This window comes from Bradyrhizobium sp. Y36, assembly GCF_002531575.1.
In the GTDB taxonomy this organism is placed as follows: domain Bacteria; phylum Pseudomonadota; class Alphaproteobacteria; order Rhizobiales; family Xanthobacteraceae; genus Bradyrhizobium.
Genome location: NZ_NWTI01000003.1, coordinates 228,326 through 253,238, shown reverse-complemented (window position 1 = coordinate 253,238; position 24,913 = coordinate 228,326). Strand labels below are relative to the sequence as shown.

23 protein-coding genes are annotated in these 24,913 nt (G+C 65.3%); all 23 read left to right on the top strand.

Translation table 11 applies throughout. The features are described from left to right. Nucleotides 1–2 precede the first annotated feature (2 nt). The 23 genes from CO669_RS07920 to hypE all read left to right on the top strand — a co-directional run bounded on the left by CO669_RS07920 (nucleotide 3) and on the right by hypE (nucleotide 24,911). Nucleotides 3–437: a hypothetical protein gene (locus tag CO669_RS07920; RefSeq protein WP_245444228.1), complete on the top strand. Its 435-nt coding sequence runs from the start codon at nucleotides 3–5 to the stop codon at nucleotides 435–437. A gap of 577 nt (nucleotides 438–1,014) precedes the next feature. Beyond that, nucleotides 1,015–3,141, top strand: a complete 2,127-nt coding sequence (locus CO669_RS07915; RefSeq protein ID WP_245444226.1) for a TonB-dependent receptor — start codon at nucleotides 1,015–1,017, stop codon at nucleotides 3,139–3,141. Nucleotides 3,142–3,488: 347 nt separating this feature from the next. After that, complete coding sequence (locus CO669_RS07910; RefSeq protein ID WP_097659220.1) at nucleotides 3,489–4,568, top strand: HoxN/HupN/NixA family nickel/cobalt transporter; 1,080 nt, start codon at nucleotides 3,489–3,491, stop codon at nucleotides 4,566–4,568. After that, a complete protein-coding gene (locus CO669_RS07905) occupies nucleotides 4,549–6,861 on the top strand; it encodes a TonB-dependent receptor (RefSeq protein WP_097659219.1) in 2,313 nt (770 codons plus the stop codon). Before CO669_RS07910 ends, CO669_RS07905 begins: the two co-directional genes overlap by 20 nt. A gap of 139 nt (nucleotides 6,862–7,000) precedes the next feature. Continuing rightward, complete coding sequence (locus CO669_RS07900; protein ID WP_097659218.1) at nucleotides 7,001–8,320, top strand: DUF3422 domain-containing protein; 1,320 nt, start codon at nucleotides 7,001–7,003, stop codon at nucleotides 8,318–8,320. A gap of 66 nt (nucleotides 8,321–8,386) precedes the next feature. Continuing rightward, nucleotides 8,387–9,403, top strand: a complete 1,017-nt coding sequence (locus CO669_RS07895) for an NADH-quinone oxidoreductase subunit B family protein (protein ID WP_097659217.1) — start codon at nucleotides 8,387–8,389, stop codon at nucleotides 9,401–9,403. After that, nucleotides 9,400–10,839, top strand: a complete 1,440-nt coding sequence (locus tag CO669_RS07890) for a nickel-dependent hydrogenase large subunit (RefSeq protein ID WP_097659216.1) — start codon at nucleotides 9,400–9,402, stop codon at nucleotides 10,837–10,839. Before CO669_RS07895 ends, CO669_RS07890 begins: the two co-directional genes overlap by 4 nt. Before the next feature lie 197 nt (nucleotides 10,840–11,036). Then, nucleotides 11,037–12,128 carry a hydrogenase small subunit gene (locus tag CO669_RS07885; protein WP_097659215.1) on the top strand — a complete coding sequence of 364 codons (1,092 nt, stop codon included), beginning with the start codon at nucleotides 11,037–11,039 and terminating at the stop codon, nucleotides 12,126–12,128. Between the two features lie 29 nt (nucleotides 12,129–12,157). Beyond that, a complete protein-coding gene (locus CO669_RS07880) occupies nucleotides 12,158–13,948 on the top strand; it encodes a nickel-dependent hydrogenase large subunit (RefSeq protein WP_097659214.1) in 1,791 nt (596 codons plus the stop codon). Nucleotides 13,949–13,957: 9 nt separating this feature from the next. Then, complete coding sequence (gene cybH / locus CO669_RS07875; RefSeq protein WP_097659213.1) at nucleotides 13,958–14,701, top strand: Ni/Fe-hydrogenase, b-type cytochrome subunit; 744 nt, start codon at nucleotides 13,958–13,960, stop codon at nucleotides 14,699–14,701. A 17-nt stretch (nucleotides 14,702–14,718) separates the two neighbouring features. Next, nucleotides 14,719–15,297, top strand: coding sequence for a HyaD/HybD family hydrogenase maturation endopeptidase (locus tag CO669_RS07870; RefSeq protein ID WP_097659212.1), 579 nt, complete (start codon nucleotides 14,719–14,721; stop codon nucleotides 15,295–15,297). 26 nt (nucleotides 15,298–15,323) lie between these two features. Continuing rightward, nucleotides 15,324–15,620: a HypC/HybG/HupF family hydrogenase formation chaperone gene (locus CO669_RS07865; RefSeq protein ID WP_097659211.1), complete on the top strand. Its 297-nt coding sequence runs from the start codon at nucleotides 15,324–15,326 to the stop codon at nucleotides 15,618–15,620. A 269-nt stretch (nucleotides 15,621–15,889) separates the two neighbouring features. Continuing rightward, nucleotides 15,890–16,336 carry a thioredoxin domain-containing protein gene (locus tag CO669_RS07860; RefSeq protein ID WP_097659210.1) on the top strand — a complete coding sequence of 149 codons (447 nt, stop codon included), beginning with the start codon at nucleotides 15,890–15,892 and terminating at the stop codon, nucleotides 16,334–16,336. Then, on the top strand, nucleotides 16,333–17,196 hold the full coding sequence (locus tag CO669_RS07855) for a hydrogenase expression/formation protein (RefSeq protein WP_097659209.1): 864 nt from the start codon (nucleotides 16,333–16,335) through the stop codon (nucleotides 17,194–17,196). The genes CO669_RS07860 and CO669_RS07855 overlap by 4 nt, the downstream gene beginning before the upstream one ends. Further along, nucleotides 17,193–17,402: a rubredoxin gene (locus CO669_RS07850; RefSeq protein ID WP_097659208.1), complete on the top strand. Its 210-nt coding sequence runs from the start codon at nucleotides 17,193–17,195 to the stop codon at nucleotides 17,400–17,402. Before CO669_RS07855 ends, CO669_RS07850 begins: the two co-directional genes overlap by 4 nt. Continuing rightward, a complete protein-coding gene (gene hybE / locus CO669_RS07845) occupies nucleotides 17,399–17,905 on the top strand; it encodes a [NiFe]-hydrogenase assembly chaperone HybE (protein ID WP_097659207.1) in 507 nt (168 codons plus the stop codon). Before CO669_RS07850 ends, hybE begins: the two co-directional genes overlap by 4 nt. Continuing rightward, on the top strand, nucleotides 17,902–18,990 hold the full coding sequence (locus tag CO669_RS07840) for a nickel-dependent hydrogenase large subunit (RefSeq protein ID WP_097659206.1): 1,089 nt from the start codon (nucleotides 17,902–17,904) through the stop codon (nucleotides 18,988–18,990). The genes hybE and CO669_RS07840 overlap by 4 nt, the downstream gene beginning before the upstream one ends. Further along, nucleotides 18,983–19,324: a hydrogenase maturation nickel metallochaperone HypA gene (gene hypA / locus CO669_RS07835; RefSeq protein ID WP_097659205.1), complete on the top strand. Its 342-nt coding sequence runs from the start codon at nucleotides 18,983–18,985 to the stop codon at nucleotides 19,322–19,324. The genes CO669_RS07840 and hypA overlap by 8 nt, the downstream gene beginning before the upstream one ends. Then, nucleotides 19,324–20,241, top strand: coding sequence for a hydrogenase nickel incorporation protein HypB (hypB, locus tag CO669_RS07830; RefSeq protein WP_097659204.1), 918 nt, complete (start codon nucleotides 19,324–19,326; stop codon nucleotides 20,239–20,241). The genes hypA and hypB overlap by 1 nt, the downstream gene beginning before the upstream one ends. Beyond that, on the top strand, nucleotides 20,238–22,499 hold the full coding sequence (hypF, locus tag CO669_RS07825; RefSeq protein ID WP_097659203.1) for a carbamoyltransferase HypF: 2,262 nt from the start codon (nucleotides 20,238–20,240) through the stop codon (nucleotides 22,497–22,499). Before hypB ends, hypF begins: the two co-directional genes overlap by 4 nt. After that, nucleotides 22,499–22,735 carry a HypC/HybG/HupF family hydrogenase formation chaperone gene (locus CO669_RS07820; RefSeq protein WP_097659202.1) on the top strand — a complete coding sequence of 79 codons (237 nt, stop codon included), beginning with the start codon at nucleotides 22,499–22,501 and terminating at the stop codon, nucleotides 22,733–22,735. Before hypF ends, CO669_RS07820 begins: the two co-directional genes overlap by 1 nt. Further along, nucleotides 22,732–23,874, top strand: a complete 1,143-nt coding sequence (gene hypD / locus CO669_RS07815; protein WP_097659201.1) for a hydrogenase formation protein HypD — start codon at nucleotides 22,732–22,734, stop codon at nucleotides 23,872–23,874. The genes CO669_RS07820 and hypD overlap by 4 nt, the downstream gene beginning before the upstream one ends. After that, nucleotides 23,871–24,911 carry a hydrogenase expression/formation protein HypE gene (gene hypE, locus CO669_RS07810; protein WP_097659200.1) on the top strand — a complete coding sequence of 347 codons (1,041 nt, stop codon included), beginning with the start codon at nucleotides 23,871–23,873 and terminating at the stop codon, nucleotides 24,909–24,911. Before hypD ends, hypE begins: the two co-directional genes overlap by 4 nt. Nucleotides 24,912–24,913: the final 2 nt, after the last annotated feature.

Genomic DNA, 24,913 nt, shown 5'->3' with positions numbered 1-24,913 from the left:
GCATGCTGGGCTTTCGCCTGATCGCAATGTTGCTGCTGGCGCTTGGACTGGCTACGCCGGCGACACCGTCGTTCGCGCAGGCGGCGGGTCACGTCCGCGCCAAGATCCTCAAGGGCGGCCTTCTGATCGGCGGCGGCGCCGGCAGCGGCGTGCTGACCTATCGCGGTCGGGCCTATCCCTTCAAGATCACGGGCATGAGCTTCGGCATCACGGCCGGTGCGACGGTCGGCCGGCTTGACGGTTGGGCTTCTGGGATTCGCGAGATCAACGACTTTGCCGGCACCTACAGCTCGGTCGGCGGCGGCTTTGCGTTGGTCGGCGGCGTCAACGGCGTCCACCTTCGCAATGAAAAGGGAGTGACGATCGTGATGCAGGGGCCGAAAGCGGGACTGGAGCTTGCGGCCAATGTCAGCCAGATCACGATCTCGCTGAGGTAGCGCGTCAGCAGCAGTTGTCGCCGGAATATCGGCGACATCAATGAGATGCAGCGCGGAGCATTCCTGACCCGCGCATTCTTCCGGATATTCCCGCGACATTTTGACCGCACCGATTTGGAATCATCCAGGGCGCATTTGAATCGTTCCAGACATTCGCCTGTCGATCGCTAACGATCGAGGCATTCTAAGTCGTAGCGGACGCAATTGCGTTGCCGTCGCGACGGCCTCTTCCTAAAGAGGCCATGCAGGTCGCTCGCATTCGCATGTCGCCGCCCAGACGATGGCAGCGAACGGGCGTGCGCGTCTGCAGAGCAATTGATTGACGGGGCATGTGTGCCGGCCGGACTTGGATCCGAAGAGCTGCTCTTCGGTCGATGATTGTTGCTGGCCAAGTGTGGAGCCGCCTCACGGCGGTTGCGCACCATTGATGAAGGACTTGCGGGGAATGCGACGTGCGGGTGGGGTTGGGACGGTGGCGCGCGTAGCCGTGGCGCTGCTGGGCGGAGTGGCGTTTCTCACGTGGTTCGAATTGCCTGCGCGATCCCAGACATCGCAAGGCGGAAGCTCTCTTCCACCAGTGACCGTCGAAGCGCCGGCGAAACAGTCGGCTCGCCGTGCGCCTGTCAGGCGAAACGATGCCCGCATCCGATCGACCGCGCGGCGCGCACCGCAGGCGCCAGCGGTCGCGGTGCAATCGCAGGCCGCTGTCGCCCCGCCATTCGCCGGCGGCCAGGTCGCCCAGGGCGCGCGGCTCGGGCTGCTCGGCAACACCAGCACGATGAAGTCGCCGTTCAGCGCGACCAGCTACACCGACAAGTTCGTTCGGGATCAGCAGGCGGCAACGGGCGCCGATGCCTTGATCCTCGATCCGTCGGTGCGGAGCTCCCACCCGACGGGCGGCGTGGTGGACTCCTTCAACATTCGCGGATTTCCGATCAACGAAGGCAACAATGGTGAGTTCGCTTTCGAGGGGCTTTACGGAATCGCGCCGACCTATCGCATCTTCACGGATTACGTCGAGCGCATCGAAGTGCTCAAGGGTCCCTCGGCCGCGCTGTCGGGCATGGCGCCCAATGGCGGCGTCGGCGGCGTGATCAACGTCGTGCCAAAGCGGGCGGACGAGGATCTGACCCGTCTGACCGCAAGCTACGGCTCGACGGCGCGCTTCGGCGGTCACTGGGACGTTGCGCGGCGTTACGGCGACGGCAAGGAATGGGGCGTACGCGCCAGCGGTAGCGTTCGCGGCGGTAACACGCCCATCGATCGCCAATCCGAAACGACAGGTGTCGGATCGCTAGCTCTCGATTATCGGGGCGAGCGCTTCAGGTCGTGGCTCTATCTCATCGCGCAGACCGATCGGTTCGACGCGCCGTCACGGCCCTTTTTGATGGCCTCCGGCCTGCAGGTGCCGAAGGCGCCGGACGGCAAGCTGAACGTGACCCAGCCCTGGGAATGGTCGCGCATCACCGACCAATCCGCCTTGCTGCGGACCGAATACGATGTCAGCGACCAGGTCACGCTGTTTGCGGATGTCGGCGGCTCCAAGACCAATGTCGAGCGGTTCTTCGGTCTTTCGACGATCGTCAACGGGAGCGGTGACACGACCTCCACGCCCCAGTTCTTCGGCCTCAGCATCGATCGAACCACCTATGATGGCGGTGTCCGCGCCCGCTTCGACACCGGCTTCGTGCATCATGCGCTCGCCGTCCAGGCCTCGGTCTATCATGACGCCCTGTACCGGCGGCTGACCAACGGCACGCTTGTCACATCGAACATCTACAATCCCACTGTTGCGCCAACTCAATTCGCCAACGAGAGCAGCGGCCGTCCGCGGCTCTCGGACAGTGAACTTACGGGGCTTTCGATTGCCGACACCTTGTCCGTGCTCGACGAGCGCGTCCTGCTGACTCTCGGTGTCCGGCGCCAGGGCATCGAGGCCAACAACTATCTCTCCAACGTCGGGACGCTGACGTCGTCCTACGACAAGAGCGCGGTGACCCCCGTTGTCGGGCTCGTGGTCCGGCCCGTGGAGAACGTCTCTCTGTACGCGAACTATGTCGAAGGTCTCGCCCGGGGCGACGTCGCTCCGCAGACCGCGTCCAATTTCGGCGAAGTGCTGCAGCCTTACGTCGCCAAGCAGTATGAGGCCGGTATCAAGGTGGATTTCGGCCGGATCGCAACCACCTTCAGCGCCTTCGAGATTTCGAAGGCGAGCGGCGAGCTCTCCGCCGGGCGCTTCGCGGCGACGGCCGAACAACGAGTCCGGGGGCTGGAGTTCAACGTCTACGGCGAGCTCATGCCGGATGTTCGAATCCTCGGAGGCGTTTCGCTGCTGGACGGCACGCTGACGAAGACCGCCGTCGCGGCGAATGTCGGCAACACGCCGATCGGCGTGCCGAACGTGCAGGCCAATCTTGGTGCGGAGTGGGACCTTCCGTGGATGAGGGATCTCACGTTGAACGGAGCCGTCATCTACACGGGCAGGCAGTTCATCGATTCCGCGAACAAGCAGTCGATTCCGGAGTGGACGCGACTCGACGTCGGGGCTCGCTACACCACGGCGATCAACGGCAAGAAGACGGTTTTCCGCGCAAACATTCAGAATGTGACCGGTGAGAGTTACTGGTCCAGCGTGGCTTCGTTCGGAACGTTCTTCCTGGGAGCACCACGCACATATCTCCTGTCGATGACCGTGGACATGTGAAACGCCTCCGGGCGGTCGTGAAGGCACGGTCGGGCGAGAGCCGTCGGCGGCAGCACGTCCGCCAGCGGCGATCCATGTCGAACGTCCGCAGACGATCTTTTGCAAATATCCCCTCAGGGGGCGTGTGCGGACCGGTCAACCTGGTCGGCAAAGTGGATAGTTGCTTGCCAACAAAGGCGCAGCATCCCGATTTGGCGTTGCGCCGGGCTGAGCCAAAAATCTTCCATGGAATCAATGAGGTGTGACCGTCTCCAGGAGTCTGCCGGCCGCAGGGTCGAAAGTGGCGCGGCTCTTGCTCTTGTCAGTATGAGGGTTCTTGATAAACGTCATACTGCGGGGCGGGAGCGATGGAGCAGGCGGTGAGGCTGACTTTTCGGACGATCGAATCCGGAACGCTGGTGCTGTTCGGAGGGCTGATCGCCGCCAACATTGCCGCTTGGGCCTGGGCTTTCGCGCTGTTCGGCGACCGGCCGACGGTGCTGGCGACAGCGCTGCTGGCCTGGGTGTTCGGCTTGCGCCACGCCGTCGATGCCGATCACATCGCCGCCATCGACAACGTCGTGCGCAAGTTGATGCAGACGGATGGCGCGCCGCACAGCGTCGGCCTTTATTTCGCGCTCGGCCATTCCACCGTCGTCGTGGTCGCGACGCTGTTGCTTGCGCTCGGTGTGGTCGGCCTTGGCGGCGACAGCCTGCTCAAGGAAATCGGCGGTCTCATCGGCACCTCGGTGTCGGCGCTTTTTCTGCTCGCGATCGCAGCCATCAATCTCGTCATCTTCGCCGGGCTGTGGCGGACATTTCGCGCGGCGCGGGAGCAGGGCGTTCACGATGCCGAAGGGCTCGAGAGGCTGCTTGCCAATCGTGGGTTCCTGGCCCGACTGCTTGGCCCGCTATTCCGCCTGGTCACGAAACCCTGGCACATGTATCCGCTCGGCTTCCTGTTCGGGCTCGGCTTCGACACCGCGACCGAGATCGGACTGCTCAGCATTTCCGCCACCGAAGCTGCGCGCGGTGCGTCCGTTGCCGATATCCTGGTTTTCCCCGCGCTGTTCGCCGCCGGCATGGCGCTGGTCGACACTGCCGATTCAGCGCTGATGGTGAGCGCCTATCGATGGGCCTTCGTCGATCCCTTGCGCAAGCTCTGGTACAATCTCACGATCACCGGCGCCTCCGTGGCGGTCGCGCTCTTCATCGGCGGTATCGAGGCGCTTGGGCTCGCGGCCGACCGGCTCGGCCTGTCCGGCGGCGTGTGGGCGCTGGTCGACGGCCTCAACGAGTCGCTCGCCAATGTCGGCTTTGCCGTGATCGCGCTGTTTGCGATCGCCTGGCTCGTCTCGGTCGTGCTCTATCGTCGCATCTTCGAGGGCAGCCGGCACCGCGCCGCAACGAAAGCTCTGGAATGCGCCGATGCGACCGAAGCGGCGTGAGCCCCGTCGTGGCGGCGGCGCGCTGACGGTACTCTCGGCCGCGGTGCTGCTTGCGGATGACGGCCGCGCTTTCGCGCAAGGCAGCCAGACCTCGCGCGAGCTGCCGCCGATCGAGATTGGTGGCGGCGAAACGTCGGCGCGCAGGAAGCCGATCGCATCGCGCCACACCGGCAAGCCGTCTCCGGCCGGCCACCGCATTTTCGTGTCTCCGGCGACGGCGCAAGGAGAGGATGTACGCAGCGCCGGATCGGGCGCGAAGAGCCAGCCCAGCATGGCGAGCGAGATCACCATCACGGGCGAACAGCTCAACGCGCGCCCGTTCACGCGGCCGGGCGAAGCGCTCGAAGCCGTGCCGGGTCTGATCGTGACGCAGCATTCCGGCGAGGGCAAAGCCAACCAGTATTTTCTGCGCGGCTATAATCTCGATCACGGGACCGACCTTGCGATCACCGTCGACGGCGTTCCCGTCAACATGCGCACGCACGCGCACGGCCAGGGCTATGCCGATCTCAACTGGCTGATCCCGGAAACCGTCGCCGCGATGGATGTGCGCAAGGGTCCGTACTTTGCCGACGAAGGCGATTTCGCCTCGGCCGGGAGCGTCCATATCGGTTTGATCGATCGCACCAGGGGGCTGGCGCAGGTGAGCGTCGGCAGCTTCGGCTACCGCCGCCTGCTCGGCATGGATTCGGCGAAGGTCGGCGACGGTTCGCTGCTGGTGGCCGGCGAGATGGGCACCTACAACGGCCCGTGGGACAGTCCGGACAATGTGCGGAAGCTCAATGGCCTTCTGCGCTACAGCCAGGGCACCGCGACCGATGGCGTGTCCATCACCGGCATGGCCTATGCCAATTCATGGAATTCGACCGACCAGGTGCCGCAGCGCGCGATCGCATCCGGCTTTCTCAGCCGCTTCGGCTCGGAAGATCCAAGCGATGGCGGCAACACCAACCGCTTTGCGCTCTCGGGCCGCGTCGCGCAAAGCGACGATCTCGGCTCCTGGAAAGCCAACGCCTATGTCGTGAAGAGCCAGCTCGACCTCTTCAACAATTTTACCTACTACCTCAGCGATCCCGTGCTCGGCGACCAGTTCCACCAGCACGACGATCGCCTGATGGCGGGCGCCAACATCTCGCGCACGCTGAACGGTTCGTTCGCGGGATTGCCGATGCAGACGACCTTCGGCCTGCAGTCGCGCTATGATGCGATCGACCTCGCGCTCACCAACACGTTCCGTCGCGGCTTTCTCTCCAACATCCGCAGCGACAAGGTCGGCGAGGGCAGCGTCGGCCTCTACGCCGAGAACACCGTGCGCTGGACCGATTGGCTCAGGACGACGGTAGGGTGGCGTGGCGACTATTATGCCGCCGACGTCACGTCTCAGTTCAACGCCAACAACTCCGGCCGCGCGGACGCCGCGCTCGGCAGCCCGAAATTCAGGATGGTGCTCGGCCCCTTCCATCAGACCGAGTTCTTCTTCGGTGCTGGCTACGGCATGCACTCGAACGATGCCCGCGGCGCGACCACGACGGAAGACCCCGGTGATCCCGCAACGCGGCTGACGCCGTCGCCGCTGCTGGTTCGGACGAAGGGGGCAGAGGTTGGCGTGCGCAGCAGGATCGTCCCCGGCCTTGACAGCTCGCTCAGCTTCTTCATCCTCGACCAGGATTCCGAGATCCTGTTCTCCGGCGATGCCGGCGATACCTCGGCGACCCGCGCCAGCCGCCGCTACGGCTTCGAATGGACCAACCACTACCGGCCGAGGTCATGGATCGACGTCGACGCTGATCTCGCCATGACCCATGCGCGATTCCGCGGGTATGACAGTGAGCAGGCGCGAGTCTATGCCTCGCTCGCCGGCTATCCCGAGGCGCAGATCGGCAACGCGCCCGGCAATTTCATTCCGAATGCGCCGGCGATGGTGGCATCGGTCGGCGTCACGCTGGGCGAGAAGACCGGCTGGTTCGGAGGCTTGCGCTGGCGCTATCTTGGATCGAGCCCGCTGACCGAGGACAACGCGTTCCGTTCCGCCCCGACCAGCATCGTCAACGGCCGCCTCGGCTATCGCATCGACAATGGCTGGCGCGTCCAGCTCGACGTGCTGAACCTCCTCAACACCAAGGCCAGCCAGATCACCTATGCCTACGGCTCGATGCTCAAGACCGATACGCTCTACAACCTCTGCACGGCAGGCACTGCGCCGGCCGCAGTCTGCCAGAATGGCGTGATGGACTACGTGCTGCATCCCGTGGAGCCGTTGACGTTCCGGCTCACCATCGCCGGGGCGTTCTAGGGTTGTCCGAGGTCGCTGGTTGAGTGAGTGCGTTTGGCCGTCTCCGTCATCCGGGATTGCAAGACCATGGGTGTGTTGTGGTAGTGAACGACAGGGTTGGCGGCAGATCGCGGCCTGACAGCGCAGCAGGGAACCGTCGATGAACCTTGACCTCGATCTCGCCGGCTTTGAATTGCATCCGCAGCGTGGTGCAGTGCTGGCCGAGGTGCATGCGCGCCCGTTCACGCGGTTGACGGCGCCGGTCACGGTGCTCCGCTTTGCCTTTCTCGGCCAGGGCGAGGTTGCTGCAGCGGACCGGCAGACCTTCGTCGCCTTCTGCTTGTCGCACGGACGGGTGCCGCCGGATGCCGGAACCAAGCATCACCAGGTGACGATCGGTGAGACCCAGCTCCGCTGGGAGCAGCACTCGGAGTTCAGCACCTTCACCTGGATCCTGGCCGATTCCGAGACGTCCGGGCGCGGCTTCGGCGAGATCGGCGCTGACGCCGCCGCGCTGATCCGGTCGCTGCGCCAGTCCGGTCAATTGCTGGTCGCGGTCAAGCTCGAGGTCGAGCAGACCTCGGCGGCGCTGGAGCGGGCGCAGCAGCTGTTCGAACGTGGCAGCCTCGCCGTCGCCGCGGTGCGCAGCGGACCCGCCGTCGTTGCATCCGACTTTCGCACCGACGATCAGGGCTTCGTTCGCATTCTCGTTTGCAACGACGGTCTTTCGCCGGGCCGGCTCGGTGCCCTCGTGCAGCGCGTGCTGGAGATCGAGACCTATCGCACGCTGGCGCTGCTCGGTCTGCCCGCTGCGCTTGAGCTTGCGCCTTCCGTCGATCATATCGGCCGCCGTCTCGTCGAGGTGCTCGAGGAGATGCAGCGCGCGGAAGACCTCAAGCTCAACAATCATCTCCTGACGGAGCTGACCGCATTGGCGGCCTCGCTCGAAAGAGGCGCGGCCGGCAGCCTGTTCCGGTTCGGCGCCAGCCGGGCCTATAACGACATCGTGCAGGCGCGCCTCGCCGTGATCGAGGGCGGCGAGATCGCGGGCTATCCGACCTGGTCGTCCTTCCTCGCTCGTCGCATGGCACCCGCAATGCGCACCTGTGCGACGATGGAGGACCGGCAGGCCGATCTGTCGATTAAGCTGGCGCGCGCGGCCGATCTGTTGCGCACGCGCGTCGACGTCGAGCTCGAGGAGCAGAACCGCGACCTGCTGCGCTCGATGGACGAGCGCACCAAATTGCAGTTGCGGCTTCAGAGCACGGTCGAAGGCCTCTCGGTGGCGGCCATCGGCTACTACGTCGTCAGCCTGTTCGGCTACCTCGCCAAGGGCGCCCATGACGGCGGTCTGCATGTCGAGCCGTCGCTGGCAACCGCGATCTTCGTCCCGGTCGCCGTGGCCCTGGTCTGGATCGTCACCCGCAACATCCGCAGGCGGCATTTGAAGCACGACGAAATGTCGGGCGACCATGGCTGAAGGGATCAACGAGCCTCTTGCACTTCGCCCGTGAGCGGTCGAAGCTGGGCGACCGGGAGAGACGAGATGAGCCGATCCGATGCAATGACCAACGTGCTCTGGCTGCAAGGCGCCAGTTGCGGTGGCTGCACCATGTCGATCCTCGAAAGCGGCGGCTCGGGCTGGTTCGACGAGCTGCGCCAGTTCGGCGTCAATTTGCTGTGGCATCCGTCCGTCAGCGAGGAGACGGGTGAGGAGGCGGTCGAGATCCTGCAGTCCGTGCTCGACGGCAAGGTGCGGCTCGACCTGCTCCTGCTGGAAGGTTCCGTCGCCCGCGGGCCGAACGATACCGGCCGCTTCAACATGCTCGCGGGCACCAACCGTTCCGTCTATCGCTGGATGCTCGATCTCGCGCCGCATGCCGGCTACGTGATCGCGGTCGGAAGCTGCGCGGCCTATGGCGGCGTGCCGGCCGCCGGATCGAATCCGACCGATGCCGTCGGCCTGCAGTTCGAGGGCGCCGACAGTGGCGGCGCGCTGGGGGCGGCGTTCCGCTCGCGGCTCGGTCTTCCCGTCATCAACGTTGCCGGCTGTGCGCCGCATCCCGGCTGGATGATGGAAACCATCTTGGCACTGACCACCAAGGATATCGCCGCGAACGATCTCGACGGGTACGGGCGGCCGAAATTCGTCGCCAATCATCTCGCCCATCATGGCTGCTCCCGCAACGAGTTCTACGAATTCAAGGCCAGTGCCGAGACCATGTCGGAGCGCGGCTGCCTGATGGAGCATCTCGGCTGCAAGGCGACGCAGGCGGTGGGCGACTGCAACCAGCGCTCCTGGAACGGCGGCGGATCCTGCACCAAGGGCGGCTATGCCTGCATCGCCTGCACCTCGCCGGGGTTCGAGGGTGCGCAGAATTTCCTGGAGACCGCCAAGCTTGCCGGCATTCCGGTCGGCTTGCCGACCGACATGCCCAAGGCCTGGTTCGTCGCGCTCGCCGCATTGTCGAAGTCGGCGACGCCGCGACGCGTGCGGCTGAACGCGACCGCCGATCATGTCGTCGTGCCGCCGGGCCGGACGACGACCAAGTCCAAGCCATGACCCGGATCACGATCGGCCCGTTCAACCGCGTCGAGGGCGATCTCGAAGTCCGTCTCGACGTCGAGAGCGGACGCGTCATGCGTGCCGAGGTGACTGCGCCGCTGTACCGCGGGTTCGAGCAGATTCTGGAAGGACGCCCGCCGCTCGACGCGCTGGCGCTGGCGCCGCGGATCTGCGGCATCTGCTCGGTCTCGCAATCGGTGGCCGCAGCCGCGGCCTTGCGTGCCGCCATGGCGATCGAGGCTGCGCCCAACGGGTTGCTTGCCACCAACATCGCGCACGCCGCGGAGAACGCCGCCGATCATCTCACCCATTTCTACATCTTCTTCATGCCAGACTTCGCCCGCGAGGCCTATGCCGCGCATGACTGGCACGCCGCGGCGCGCGAGCGCTTTGCCGCGACCCGCGGCAGCGCGGCACGCGACGCCTTGCCGGCGCGTGCACGGCTGCTCGAAACCATGGGCATCATCGCCGGGAAATGGCCCCACAGCCTGGCGTTCCAGCCCGGTGGCACCACAAGGGCGATCGATCTCGGTGAGCGCGTCCGGCTGCTGTCGATCACGACCGCGTTCCGAAGCTTCCTCGAGCGTGTCGTGTTCGCGGATTCGCTGGAGAACGTGCTGGCGATTGCCAGCGCTGACGAACTCGATCGCTGGCGTGACGGCCGCGGCGGCGACTTCGCGCACTTCCTGCGGCTTGCGGACAGTCTCGCGCTGAGCGGCCTCGGCAAGGGCACGGGCCTGATGATGAGCTACGGCGCCTATCACGGCACCGAGGGCGAGCTGTTTCCGCGCGGCCTGTTCGGTCCGCGCGCCGCCATCGAGCCGCTGCCGTTGACGCAAATAACGGAGGACGTCTCGCATGCCTGGATGCGGGATTCCTCTGTCGATCCGGCCCACAGCAGCACGATCCCGGATCCGGACAAGCCGGCCGCCTATAGCTGGTGCAAGGCGCCGCGGCTCTCCGGCCAGCCGATCGAGGTCGGCGCCATCGCGCGCCAGACGGTGGCGGGGCAGGCGGTGATTGCGGATCTGGTGTCGGCCAGCGGGACCAATGTCCGCAACCGCGTGATCGCGCGGCTGATCGAGACCGCGCGCATTGCGCTCGCCATGGAGCAGTGGACGCGCGCGCTCCGCCTGTCGGAGCCGTTCTGCCACAATTCGCGCGAGATGCCCGACGGGAGCTATGTCGGACTGGTCGAGGCCGCGCGCGGCAGTCTCGGGCACTGGATGGCGGTTCGCGACGGCAAGATCGCGCGCTACCAGATCATCGCGCCGACCACCTGGAATTTCTCGCCGCGCGATACCTTCGACGTCGGAGGACCGCTGGAGCAGGCGCTGGTCGGCACCGAGGTCGGCGACGCCGGCGCGCGCGCGGTTGCGATTCAGCACATCGTGCGTTCGTTCGATCCCTGCATGGTGTGCACCGCGCACTGACCGGAAACTTCGTTGCCGGCTGCAAATCGACTTGTTTCCGCTTCTCCTCTTTTTGCCGTCTGCGCCCACCATGCTGAGTGCAGTTCAAATGCGTAACGTTCTGGAATCTCTCTACATTTGAATCGCTCCAAGCTGTTGGCCTGCTTCTTGCTGTCTTTGGCGTCATCGAAAAGTCAAAGCCGAAGACGGGAGGATTCATGGGCACGGCGACGGAAACGTTTTACAGCGTGATCAGGCGGCAAGGCATCACGCGTCGAAGCTTTCACAAATTCTGCAGCCTGACCGCGACGAGCCTCGGGCTCGGGCCGCTGGCGGCAAGCCGCATCGCGAACGCGCTGGAGACCAAGCCGCGCGTGCCCGTCATCTGGATGCACGGGCTCGAATGCACCTGCTGCTCGGAGAGCTTCATCCGGTCGGCGCATCCGCTGGTCAAGGATGCCGTGCTCTCGATGATCTCGCTCGACTATGACGACACCATCATGGCGGCGGCGGGCCATCAGGCGGAAGCGATTCTCGAGGAGACCCGCGCCAAGCACAAAGGTCAGTACATCCTCGCCGTGGAAGGCAATCCGCCGCTGAACGAGGGCGGCATGTTCTGCATCGACGGCGGCAAGCCCTTCGTCGAGAAGCTGAAGATGATGGCCGAGGACGCGATGGCGATCATCGCCTGGGGCGCCTGCGCGTCCTGGGGCTGCGTGCAGGCGGCCAAGCCCAATCCGACGCAGGCAACCCCGATCGACAAGGTGATCACCAACAAGCCCATCATCAAGGTGCCGGGATGCCCCCCGATCGCCGAGGTGATGACCGGCGTCGTCACCTTCATCACCACCTTCGGCAAGCTGCCCGAGCTCGACCGCCAGGGCCGGCCAAAGATGTTCTACTCGCAGCGCATTCACGACAAATGCTACCGGCGGCCGCATTTCGACGCCGGCCAGTTCGTCGAGGAATGGGACGACGAAGCCGCGCGCAAGGGCTATTGCCTCTACAAGATGGGCTGCAAGGGCCCGACCACCTACAACGCCTGCTCGACCGTGCGCTGGAACGGCGGCGTCTCGTTCCCGATCCAGTCCGGTCATGGCTGCATCGGCTGCTCGGAGGACGGCTTCTGGGACAAGGGCTCGTTCTACGACCGTCTCACCACCATCAAGCAGTTCGGCATCGAGAAGAACGCCGATCAGATCGGCATGGCGGCAGCCGGCGCGGTCGGCGCCGCGGTGGCCGCACATGCGGCCGTGACGGCGGTGAAGCGGCTCGCGTCGAAGCGCGAAGACGTCGATCACAACAGCTGAACAAAGCGACAGACTAGGGTAGGGCAACCATGGGCATCCAGACTCCCAACGGCTTCAATCTCGACAATTCCGGCAAGCGCATCGTCGTCGATCCCGTGACCCGCATCGAGGGTCACATGCGGGTCGAGGTCAATGTCGACGCCGACAACGTCATCCGCAACGCGGTCTCGACCGGCACGATGTGGCGCGGCATCGAGGTCATCCTGAAGAACCGCGATCCGCGCGACGCCTGGGCGTTCACCGAGCGGATCTGCGGCGTCTGCACCGGCACGCACGCGCTGACGTCGGTGCGCGCGGTGGAGAACGCGCTCGGAATCACCATTCCCGAGAACGCCAATTCGATCCGCAATCTGATGCAGCTTGCCTTGCAGGTGCATGACCACGTCGTGCATTTCTACCATCTGCATGCGCTGGACTGGGTGGACGTGGTCTCGGCGCTCTCGGCCGATCCGCGTGCGACCTCGACGCTGGCGCAGTCGATCTCGAGCTGGCCGCTGTCGTCACCGGGCTATTTCAAGGATCTGCAGACCCGGCTGAAGAAATTCGTCGAGTCCGGGCAGCTCGGACCGTTCAAGAATGGCTATTGGGGCAGCAAGGCCTACAGGCTGCCGCCCGAGGCCAACCTGATGGCGGTGGCGCACTATCTCGAAGCGCTCGATTTCCAGAAGGAGATCGTCAAGATCCACACCATCTTCGGCGGCAAGAATCCGCATCCGAACTGGCTGGTCGGCGGCGTGCCCTGTCCGATCAATGTCGACGGCACCGGGGCCGTCGGCGCCATCAACATCGAGCGGTTGAACCTGATCTCCTCGATCATCGACCGGCTGATCGAGTTCAACGAGATGGTCTATCTGCCCGACGTCGCGGCGATCGGCTCGTTCTACAAGGACTGGCTCTATGGCGGCGGCCTGTCGAGCACGAGCGTGCTTGCCTATGGCGACGTGCCCGAGCATGCCAACGACTATTCCGCGAAGAGCCTGAAGCTGCCGCAAGGGGCGATCATCAACGGCAATCTGTCCGAGGTGTTTCCAGTCGATCACACCAACCCGGACGAGATCCAGGAGTTCGTGGTCCACTCCTGGTACAAATATCCTGACGAGACCAAGGGCCTGCACCCCTGGGACGGCATCACCGAGCCGAATTACGTGCTGGGCGCCAATGCCAAGGGCACCAAGACCGCGATCGAGCAGCTCGACGAAGCCGGCAAATATTCCTGGATCAAGGCGCCGCGCTGGAGAGGGCACGCCATGGAGGTCGGTCCGCTGGCGCGCTGGATCGTCGGCTACGCCCAGAACAAGGCGGAGTTCAAGGACCCCGTCGACAAGTTCCTGAAGGATCTGAACCTGCCGACCTCGGCGCTGTTCTCGACGCTCGGCCGCACCGCGGCGCGCGCACTCGAGTCGGTCTGGGCCGGACGCCAGATGCGCTACTTCCAGGACAAGCTCGTCGCCAACATCAAGGCCGGCGACTCCTCGACCGCCAATGTCGACAAGTGGAAGCCGGAGAGCTGGCCCAAGGAAGCCAAGGGCGTCGGCTTCACCGAGGCGCCGCGCGGCGCGCTCGCGCACTGGATCAAGATCAAGGACACCAAGATCGACAATTACCAGTGCGTGGTGCCGACCACCTGGAACGGCTCGCCCAGGGATCCCAAGGGCAACATCGGTGCCTTCGAGGCGTCGTTGATGAACACGCCGATGGTCAATCCCGAGCAGCCGCTGGAGATCCTGCGCACGATCCATTCCTTCGATCCGTGCCTGGCCTGTTCGACTCACGTCATGAGTCCGGACGGTCAGGAGCTCGCCAAGGTCAAGGTCAGGTAGGAGGCCACCATGATGGATGCCATTGCTCCCGGCTCGGACGGCAGGCCGGATCTTGCGGTGATCGCAGCGGATGCGTCCGGAGAACGCGCGGTGGGTCGGCCCACCGTCTATGTCTACGAAGCGCCGGTGCGGATCTGCCACTGGGTGAATGCGTTCGCGATTCTCGTGCTGATGGTGACCGGCTATCTGATCGGAGCGCCGCTGCCGACGGTCGCGGGCGAGGCGTCCGACAACTTCGTGATGGGCTACATCCGCTTCGCCCATTTCGCCGCCGGACAGGTGCTCGCGGTGTTCTTCCTCACGCGCATCCTGTGGGCCTTCGTCGGCAACCACCACTCCCGGCAGATCTTCTACATCCCGGTTCACCGCAAGCGGTTCTGGAAGGAAGTGCTGCACGAGATCCGCTGGTACGCGTTCCTGGAGCGCGAGCCGAAGATGTATGTCGGCCACAACCCGTTGGCGCAGACGGCGATGTTCACGGGCTTCACCCTGTTCGTGGCCTTCATGATCGTCACCGGCTTCGCGCTCTATTCGGAAGGCCAGGGGATCGACAGCTGGCAGCACAAGCTGTTCGGCTGGGTGTTCGCGATCTGGCCGAACAGCCAGGACGTTCACACCTGGCATCATCTCGGCATGTGGGCGCTGGTGGCGTTCGTGATGGTGCACATCTACGCGGCGATCCGCGAAGACATCATGTCACGCCAGAGCATCATCTCCTCGATGATCTCCGGCGAGCGGCAATTCCGCGATTGAAAACGGGAACGTGACCGATGCCGACATCTTCGCAAGACGACCGCATCCTGGTGCTCGGCATCGGCAACATCCTGTGGGCCGACGAGGGCTTCGGCGTGCGCGTGGTGGAAGAGTTCCACCGCCGCTACGCCGTGCCCGACAACGTCACCATCCTCGACGGCGGCACGCAGGGACTCTACCTCGTGAACTATCTGGAAGAGGCCGACCGCCTGATCGTGTTCGACGCCATTGATTATGGCCTCGCGCCCGGAGAGTTGAAGCTGGTGCGCGACGACGAGGTGCCGCGCTTCACCGGCGCCAAGAAGATGAGCCTGCACCAGACCGGTTTCCAGGAAGTGATCAGCGCAGCCGATCTGCTCGGCCGATGTCCGAAGCATCTCGCGCTGATTGGTTGCCAGCCGCTCGATCTCGAAGACTGGGGCGGGCCGCTGACGTCGCCGGTGCGCGACCAGATCGCGCCCGCGATCGATCTTGCCTGCCGGGTTTTGGCCGAGTGGGGCGTGACGGTGAGCCGCCGCAGCGCGCCGTTGGCGGACACCGATCGGTTGCTCGCCAATGACATCGACCACGCCAATTACGAGATGCGGCCGGCCTGACCGGCCGGCCCATTGGAGAAAGCACGATGTGCCTCGGCTTGCCGATGACGATCGTCGAGACTGACGGAATGTCCGCGCTGTGCGAATTTCGCGGCGAGCAGCGCCGCGTCTCCATGCTGCTGCTCTCCAACCCGCCGGTCGGCGCCCACGTGCTCGTCTATATCGATACCGCGATCCGGCTCCTGGACGAGGACGAGGCGCGGTTGATTGGTGCTGCGATCGACGGGCTTGGCGCTGCGCTCGATGGCGAGGATTGCGACCGCTTCTTCGCCGATCTGATCGACCGCGAGCCGCAACTCCCTGCACACCTTCGGTCCGAATAGACGAAGCTCCCGCAGCCTCGATCGCCGCGCCCGCCGCCTGATCGGCCTCGGGGGCTGTCGGCTGGCCTGGAAGTCATCTTTCTATCTGCAAAGATAACTTCCACATCGATTGGAAAGTGTCTTATCATTGATGGATGCAGCGCTCCCGGAGGCTGAAAAATCACTGATTTAAATCAATTAGATAGCCGGTGAATATTGCTGGAATATCCTGGCATGTGCCTTGCTAATCCTATGCCGAGCAAAATCATAAGCTTGTCAGGGGAGGTCTGATGGAATTCCAGGTGGGGAAGCAGGATCTGACGCGGTATGGCCTGCCCGAGGTCGATGCCGCCACGGTCGATCATTTTCTCGCTGCGGCCGACGAGGCCGGCGCAATCGCGGTGCTGCTGTCGGCAGGCGATCCCAACCGTTTCCCGGAGGCGATCGACGTCGCCGTGGTGCTGCCGGAATTGGTCACCGCGTTCAATGGCCGGCTGCGCGGCGCGATCATCGCCCGCGGCGACGAGAGCGCGCTCGGCCAGCGCTTCGGCGTGCGGGTGCAGCCGACGCTGATCCTCGTGGCCAAGGGCGAGACCCTCGGCCTGATCGCCAAGATCCAGGACTGGTCGGTCTATATCGACCGCATCACGAAGCTGATCGACCGGCCGCGCGGGCAGACCGCCGCGGTCGCCGTCACCATCGTTCCGCAGCATCGCGCGCAAGGGGCCGAGCTATGAAGGTCGGATTCTGGGATGCGCCCGAAGGCGCCGAACAACCGGTCAGCGTGTTTCCGATCGGCGAGGAGAGTCTCAATGCGTCGAAAGGCAGCCTGACGGCGGCCGGCGCACTGGCAAAGCTTGCAACGCTCGACAGCGCCGAGCTTGCCAAGAGCTGCCCGAACGCCGTGGCGCTGCTCTCGCAGATCGCCGAGGCCATCGCGGGCCAGAAGGCGGATGCGCCGACACAGCTGCTCCGGCTTGCCAATCTCAACGAGCTCGAAAGCAAGCTCATCGCCGACGTGCTCGGCGAAGGCGAAGTCGGCGGCGTCGTCGCGTTGCCCGACGGGTCGCTGGCCCAGATCCAGGAATCGGTGCTGGCCGGGATCTGGCGCGTGCGGCTCGAAACCGATGCCACGTCCGAATATCTCGAGATCGGCGCCGTCCCGGAGATCGTCAAGCGGGCGGCCGCCGATCTGACGTCTGCCGATTTCGAGATTGGCGAGGTGCCGGAGGGCGCCATGAACGTGCTGCCGGTGCTCGCCGAAATCCGCGAGCGCGCGCTGGTTTGGCGGCCGGGTATCCGCTCGCAGATCATCAATTTCACGCTGCTGCCGATGAGCCCTGTCGACATGAGCTTCCTGCAGGACACGATCCGCAACGGACCGATCCAGCTGGTGTCGCGCGGCTACGGCACCTGCCGGGTGCTGTCCACGGGCATCCGCAATGTCTGGTCGGTGCAGTTCTTCAATGCCATGGACACCATCATCCTCGATACGCTCGAGGTCGGCGGCGTGCCGACCGTTGCGCTCGCTGCGGATGAGGATTTCGAGGATTCCGCCGAGCGGCTGCAGGAGATCATCGAGGCCTATTTCAGATGAGCGCCTTCGAGAATTTTGGCGTGCGTCAGGACGTCACCGAGGCCACGCGGCTGGAATGCGGCATCTGCTGGACGGTCTACGATCCCGCCGACGGCGACGAGGTCGCGCAGATCGCGCCCGGCACGCCGTTCGCGGCGTTGCCTGAGGAGTGGCACTGCCCGAACTGCGATGCGCCAAAATCAAAATTCATGGCGATCGAAGCATGACGGGGAGCGCGCCCAATCCAGAAGCCGACGCCGTGGCGTGGGGCGAGCTGCTGGCCGAAAGCTACCGAAGCATCGGCGACCGCGCGATGCGCGATCTGCCGATCTACAACGATGCGCTCGGCGTCGAGGCAGTCGGCTTCCGCTGGTTCAATGGCACGATCGTCGGCATCATGGTGACGCCATGGTTCATGAATGTGGTGATGCCGGCGAGCGCGGCGCGGGAGACATCCGGCGCGAGCCTGCGAATCCGTTTTCCCGCGGGCGACATCGAGTTCAGCCAGAGCGAGATCGGCCAGATGGGCAGGATCGCAAGCTGCTCGCTGTTCTCGCCGATGTTCGAGTTCGCCGACATGGCGGGGGCGCGGGCAACGGCCGAAGCCGCGCTTGCCGAGCTGATGTTGCCGGCCGAGAGCGAAGAGGCGGTTCGCCGCCGCGAGCCCGCGACAACCCCGATCGATCGGCGTAGCTTCCTGCGCGGCACCCTGACGGAGCGGCGCGAATGAGCCTGGCCTTCCGCAATGAGATCGACATTACGGTGTGGCTTGACGGCGGCGTGATCGCCGATGTCGCGATCCAGCCGCGCAGCCGGCCGCCGCTGACGCGGCTGTTCACCGGGAAGCCGGCCGCGTCGCTGCTTCCGGTGCTGCCGCGGCTGTTCTCGCTCTGCTCGGTGGCGCATCAGGTGGCGTTCCTGTCGGCGATCGAGGCCGCGCACGGCCAGCAGGCGGCACCCGCGATGGCGCGCTGTCGCCTCACGGCGGTCGTTGCGGAGCGGCTGACGGAACTGCTGCGCAGCCTGTTCGTAGGCCGGCTCGCGCTCGACGGTGCGAGCGCTGCGGCCGTCCGCGCCATGATGCAGGCGACCACCGTTCTCGGCGGCGCCAGCGAAGGCGTGTCGGAGACCTTGCGGCGCGAGGCCGTGGCACAGATCAAGGCCGCGCTCGCAGCGCTCGGGATTGCCGGCGAAGGCCAGGCTCTCGCGCCGGGCAGCGTGCTCGCGGCCCATGTCGAAAGCTGCGAGGGGGAGGGCTTGTCGCCACCGTCGGTCGAGCAATCCTTCCTGACGGTGGCTGACGATCTCGACGTCATCACGCGTCTGCTTGCGGGCGGGGCTGCCTATTCCGACGCGCCGGAACTTCGCGGTGAGGTTCCGGAGACCGGTGTCTGGGCGCGGTGGGCGCGGCGCGGTCCGGCCTTGCCGGCCGCGGATCCGGCCGCGCGCCTCGCGGCGCGCATCGCCGAGATCGCGCGGCTCTGCGCCTGGCTCGATCGCGGTGACGATGTTCTCGACGACAACGTCGTCGCGACCTATCGGCTCGGCGCGGGCAAGGGAGCCGCCGCCGTCGAATGTGCACGGGGCCGACTGTACCATGCCATCGTGCTTGACGAGGAAAATCGCATCGTCAATTTTGAGTTCCTGGCGCCGACCGAATGGAATTTCCATGCCCGCGGTCCGCTGGTCAGGAGCCTCAAGGGCGCGATGCTGGCGGCTGGTCGGCGCGGCCGGGACGCGGTTCGCGCACTGGTCGGCGCGTTCGATCCTTGCGTCGGGTTCAAGCTCGATTTTCGCGAGGTGGGCCATGCATGAGATGGCGCTCTGCGAAGGCATTATCGGCATCGTCGAGGAGGAGGCGCGCAAGCGTTCCTTTTCCAAGGTGAACGTCGTCTGCCTCGAAATCGGTGCGCTCAGTCATGTCGCGCCGGAGGCGATGAAATTCTGCTTCGAGGCCGTCGCAGCGCGGACCATCGCAAAAGGCGCCAGGCTCGAGATCGTCGAGACGCCGGGAACCGCGTGGTGCATGGCCTGCTCAGAGAGTGTCGAGATCAAGCAGCGTTACGAGCCGTGCCCCACCTGCGGTGGCTATCAATTGCAGGTGACGGGCGGCGAAGAAATGCGCGTGAGGGAATTGGAGGTCGACTGATGTGTACGGTTTGCGGCTGCAGCGACGGCAAGACGTCCATCGAACACGCGCATGATCATCATCACCACGATCATGGTCACGGTCACGGCGGGCACCACCATCATGATCGTGGTCATGGGCATAGCCATGACCACGACCATGTTCACCATCACCACCATGACCACGCCCAAGACGAGGCGGGCTTGCTCGATTGCAGCGCCAATCCCGCGGGGCAGGCGATCGCCGGCATGAGCAGCGAGCGCATCATCCAGGTCGAGCGCGATATTCTCGGCAAGAACGACCGGCTCGCCGCCGACAATCGCGCGCGCTTCCAGGCCGACGCGGTGCTTGCCTTCAACCTGGTGTCGAGCCCGGGCGCCGGAAAGACCTCGCTGCTGGTTCGCGCCGTCTCTGAATTGAAGGACAGCTTCCCGATCGGCGTGATCGAGGGCGACCAGCAGACCTCCAACGATGCCGAACGTATCCGCGCCACCGGCGTCGCGGCGATCCAGGTCAACACCGGAAAGGGCTGTCACCTCGATGCCGCCATGGTCGGCCAGGCCTATGACAGGCTGCCCTGGCTGAACGGCGGCATTCTTTTCATCGAGAATGTCGGCAACCTCGTGTGTCCGGCGGCGTTCGATCTCGGCGAAGCCTGCAAGATCGTGGTGTTCTCGACCACCGAGGGCGAGGACAAGCCGCTCAAATACCCTGATATGTTCGCGGCGGCATCCTTGATGCTGATCAACAAGATCGATCTTGCGCCGGTGCTTGATTTCGACTTGGCCAAGACCGTCGAATATGCGCGGCGGGTCAATCCCGGCATCGAGGTGATGACGGTGTCGGCGCGCACCGGCGAGGGATTTTCGGCCTTCTACGCCTGGATTCGCAGGCGCTGGGCGAAGCTGAAGCAAGCCGAGATGGCGGCGCAGGGATGACGATGAACGGCGGGACCAGCGCAGCCGAGGTGACGAGACTGCGCCTGCACGTGCGCGGCGCGGTGCAGGGCGTCGGGTTTCGCCCCTATGTCTACGGTCTCGCCACGCGCTATCGTCTCGGCGGTTTTGTTGCCAACGATCCCGACGGGGTCGTCATCGAGGTCGAGGGGGAGCGCGCCGCCGATTTCATCACGGCGCTGCCGCTGGAGAAACCGCCGCTTGCCCGCATCGACGACATCTCGGTGCATCCGGTCAGGTCGGTGGCGGGCGAGGGATTCTGCATCCGCGCCAGCGAACAGGGCAGGGTGTCCACGCGCATCGTCGCCGACGCCGCGACCTGCAAGGAATGCCTGCGCGAACTGTTCGATCCGAGCAGCCGCTTCTATCGCTATGCCTTCGTCAACTGCACCCATTGCGGCCCGCGCTATACCATTGCCGAGCGGCTGCCCTATGACCGTCCGGTCACGGCCATGAAGCATTTCGCGATGTGCGCGGCGTGTGCGGACGATTATACCGATCCCGGCAGCCGCCGTTTCCATGCCGAGGCGATTGCCTGCCCGGCCTGCGGCCCAAGGCTCAGCCATGGGATCCCTGACATTGCCGCGGCGATTGCCGGCGGCAAGATCGTCGCGATCAAAGGGCTCGGCGGCTATCAACTGCTGTGCGACGCGCGCGACGACGCCGCCGTGCGGCGGCTGCGCCAGCGCAAGCCGCGCGACCAGAAGCCCTTTGCGGTCATGGTCGGATCGGTGGACGTGGTGGCGGAGATCGCTGATGCCGATCGAGACGAGCTTGCGTTGCTGGAAAGCTCGCCGCGGCCCATCGTGCTGATGAGATCACGCGGTCGGCTCGCGCCGGCGATTGCACCCGGATTGTGTCGTCTCGGCGTCATGCTGCCGGTCGCGCCGCTCCATCACCTGATCCTCGATGAGCTGCATGCGGTCCGCCAACCGGCCGGCGAAAGCTGGGCGATCGTCGCCACCAGCGCCAACCCCGGCGGCGAGCCGCTCCTGATCGACAATGGGGAAGCCGAGCAACGCCTTGCCGCTATTGCCGACCTCGTCGTCACGCATGATCGCGACATCGTCACGCGTGCCGACGATTCCGTGGCGGCAGTGGTTTCGGGCCGGACGCAATTCATCCGTCGCGCCCGCGGCTACGTGCCGGAGCCGGTTCGCCTCGCGCGGTCGGTACCGCCGATCCTGGCCGTCGGCGGCACGCTGAAATCGACCGTGACGGTGACGCGCGGCAATGAGGCGTTCGTCTCCCAGCACATCGGGGACCTCGACACCGCGGAAGGCGTCCGCTTCTTCGAGGAGACGGTGGCGCATCTGCTGTCGACGCTCGACGTCGAGCCCGTCGTCATTGCGCACGATCTGCATCCCAACATGGCCTCGACCCGCTTCGCCGAGGCGAGCGGCAAGCGGCTGATCGCGGTTCAGCATCATCACGCCCATGCCGCCTCCGTGATGGCCGAGCATGGCACTACGGGCCCTGCGCTGGCGCTGGTGCTCGACGGTTTCGGTCACGGCCGCGACGGCGGCAATTGGGGCGGCGAGCTGCTCGCCTGCGAGGGCGCCGGCTTCCGGCGGCTCGGACATCTCGCGCCGATGAAGATGCCGGGCGGTGATCGCGCCGCGCGCGAACCGTGGCGGATGGGCGCCAGCGTGCTGCATGGCCTCGGGCAGCGCGACGAGATCGCGACCCGGTTCGATGCTCAGCCGCAGGCCCTGCGCCTCGGTGCTCTCCTCGATCAGCCGGGTGTGCCGACGACGACCAGCGCCGGCCGGCTGTTCGATGCGGCGGCGGGGTTGTTGGGTCTCTGTCCGGTGCAGAGCTACGAGGGCGAAGCTGCGATGAAGCTGGAAGCGCTGGTGCGGAAACCCCGCATCGCGCAAGACGGCTGGGTCATCGAGCGCGGCGTGCTGTCCCTGGCGCCGCTGTTCGAGCGCCTGACGGCCGGAAAGGTCGATCCGGTCGAAGGCGCCGAGCTGTTTCACGGCACGCTTGCCGCGGCCTGTCTCGACTGGATCGGCCGGGCGGCGCGTGCGACCGGAATCACCAGCATTGTCCTTGGTGGCGGCTGCTTCCTCAACGCGACCCTGTCGGACGAGATCGCGCGCGGCTGCATCGCCGCCGGTCTCACGCCGCTGCTGCCGCGCCAGCTGCCGCCCAATGACGGTGGCCTCAGCCTGGGGCAGGCCTGGATCGCCGCGTTGACACTTCACGAACAACAAGATCTGGAAGGAAACGCCTGATGTGTCTCGCGATACCGGCCGAGGTCACGAAACTACTGCCCGACGAGATGGCCATCGTCTCGATCGACGGCGTCAGCAAGGAGATCTCGGTCGCCCTGATCGAGAATCTCGTGGTGGGCGACTACGTGATCATTCATGTCGGGTATGCCCTGACCAAGATCGATCCCGAGGAGGCGCGGCGCACGCTCGAATTGCTGCGCGAGCTGAGCGTCGAGGGACAGGGAGTGGCGCCATGAAATATGCCGACGAGTTTCGCGACAAGGAGATCGCCCTGGGCCTCGCCAGGACCATTCGCGCCGAGACCGATCCGGCGCGGCCGTATCGCTTCATGGAGTTCTGCGGCGGCCACACCCATGCGATCTCGCGCTACGGCCTGGAGGACATGCTGCCGAAGAACGTGCGGATGATCCACGGCCCAGGCTGCCCGGTCTGCGTGTTGCCGGCCGGACGCATCGACATGGCGATCCGGCTTGCGGAGCGGGCTGAGATCATCCTGTGCGTCTATGGCGACCTGATGCGCGTGCCCGGCTCGCAGGGCGCTTCGCTGCTGAAGGCGAAGGCGCGGGGGGCGGATGTCCGCATGGTCTATTCCACCATCGACGCGATCAGGATCGCGGAGGAGAATCCCGAGCGCGAGATCGTGTTCTTCGCCATCGGCTTCGAGACCACGACGCCGCCGACCGCGGTGATGATCCGGCTGGCCGAGAAGAAGCAGCTTTCGAATTTCAGCGTGTTCTGCAATCACGTGCTGACGCCGCCGGCGATGCAGAACATCCTGGAGAGCCCCGACATCCGCAACATCGGCCGTGTCGAGATCGACGGATTTGTCGGGCCGGCGCATGTCTCGACCATCATCGGCACGGCGCCTTACGAGTTCTTCGCCGAAGAGTTCGGCAAGCCGGTGGTGATCTCCGGCTTCGAGCCGCTCGACATGATGCAGGCGATCCTGATGCTGGTGCGCCAGGTCAACGAGGGCAGGCACGAGGTCGAGAACCAGTATAGCCGCGCGGTGACGCGCGACGGCAACCTGCGCGCCAAGGAGGAAGTGTCCGACATCTTCGAGCTCCGCGACCAGTTCGAATGGCGCGGGCTCGGGCAGGTTCCCTATAGCGGGCTGAAGCTGAAGCGCACTTACGCGACATACGACGCCGAGGTCCGCTTCGGCATGAACGAGCTTCGTGTCGACGACAATCCGGCGTGCGAATGCGGCGCCATCCTGCGCGGAGTGAAGAAGCCGGTTGACTGCAAGCTGTTCGGCACCGTCTGTACCCCCGAGACGCCGATGGGATCCTGCATGGTCTCCTCGGAAGGCGCCTGCGCCGCGCACTGGACCTACGGCCGGTTCCGCGACCATCAGCAGAGGCGGGCGTCATGAAGGCCTACCAGCGCAAGCTCGACATCAAGAACGGCTGTGTCGACCTGTCCCACGGCTCGGGCGGCCGGGCCATGGCGCAGCTGATTTCCGGGCTGTTCCACGAAGCCTTCGGCAATGAATGGCTGGCGCGCGGCAACGACCAATCGGCCTTCGACGTCGGCGCCGGGCGCATGGTGATGACGACCGACGGCTACGTGGTCTCGCCCCTGTTCTTTCCCGGCGGCAATATCGGCTCGCTCGCGGTCCACGGCACGGTCAACGACATCGCCATGGCCGGCGCGAGGCCGCTTTATCTGTCGGCGAGCTTCATCATCGAGGAAGGCTTTCGCTTCGCCGACCTCAAGACCATCGCGGAATCGATGGGCGAGGCGGCGCGCGCGGCCGGCGTCCACATCATCACCGGCGATACCAAGGTGGTCGAGCGCGGCAAGGCGGACGGGCTGTTCATCTCGACAGCGGCCGTCGGGGTCGTCCCCGACGGGCTCGATCTGTCGGCCGAGAACGCGCGCGTCGGCGACCGTGTCCTGATCTCGGGCACGCTCGGCGATCACGGCGTGGCCATCATGTCGAAGCGGCAGAATCTCGCTTTCGAGACCGAAATCGTGTCGGATTCGGCGGCGCTGAACGGTCTCGTCGCCGGGATGGTCGAGGCCGGCGGCGCCGGCATCCGCCTGATGCGCGATCCCACCCGCGGCGGGCTCGCTGCCACGCTGAACGAGATTGCCCAGCAGTCCAGCCTCGGCTTTCACCTCCAGGAGGAGGAGATCCCGGTCAAGCCGGGCGTGGCGGCTGCTTGCGAACTGCTCGGGCTCGATCCGCTCCATGTCGCCAATGAAGGCAAGCTGGTTGCGATCGTTGCGCCCGAGGTTGCCGGCGCCGTGCTCGCCGCCATGCGCGCACATCCGCTCGGCCGGGATGCCGCCGACATTGGCGAGGCCGTCGCCGACGACCATCATTTCGTGCAGATGGCAACGAGCTTTGGCGGCGGCCGGATCGTCGACTGGTTGTCGGGCGAGCAATTGCCGCGGATTTGCTGAGG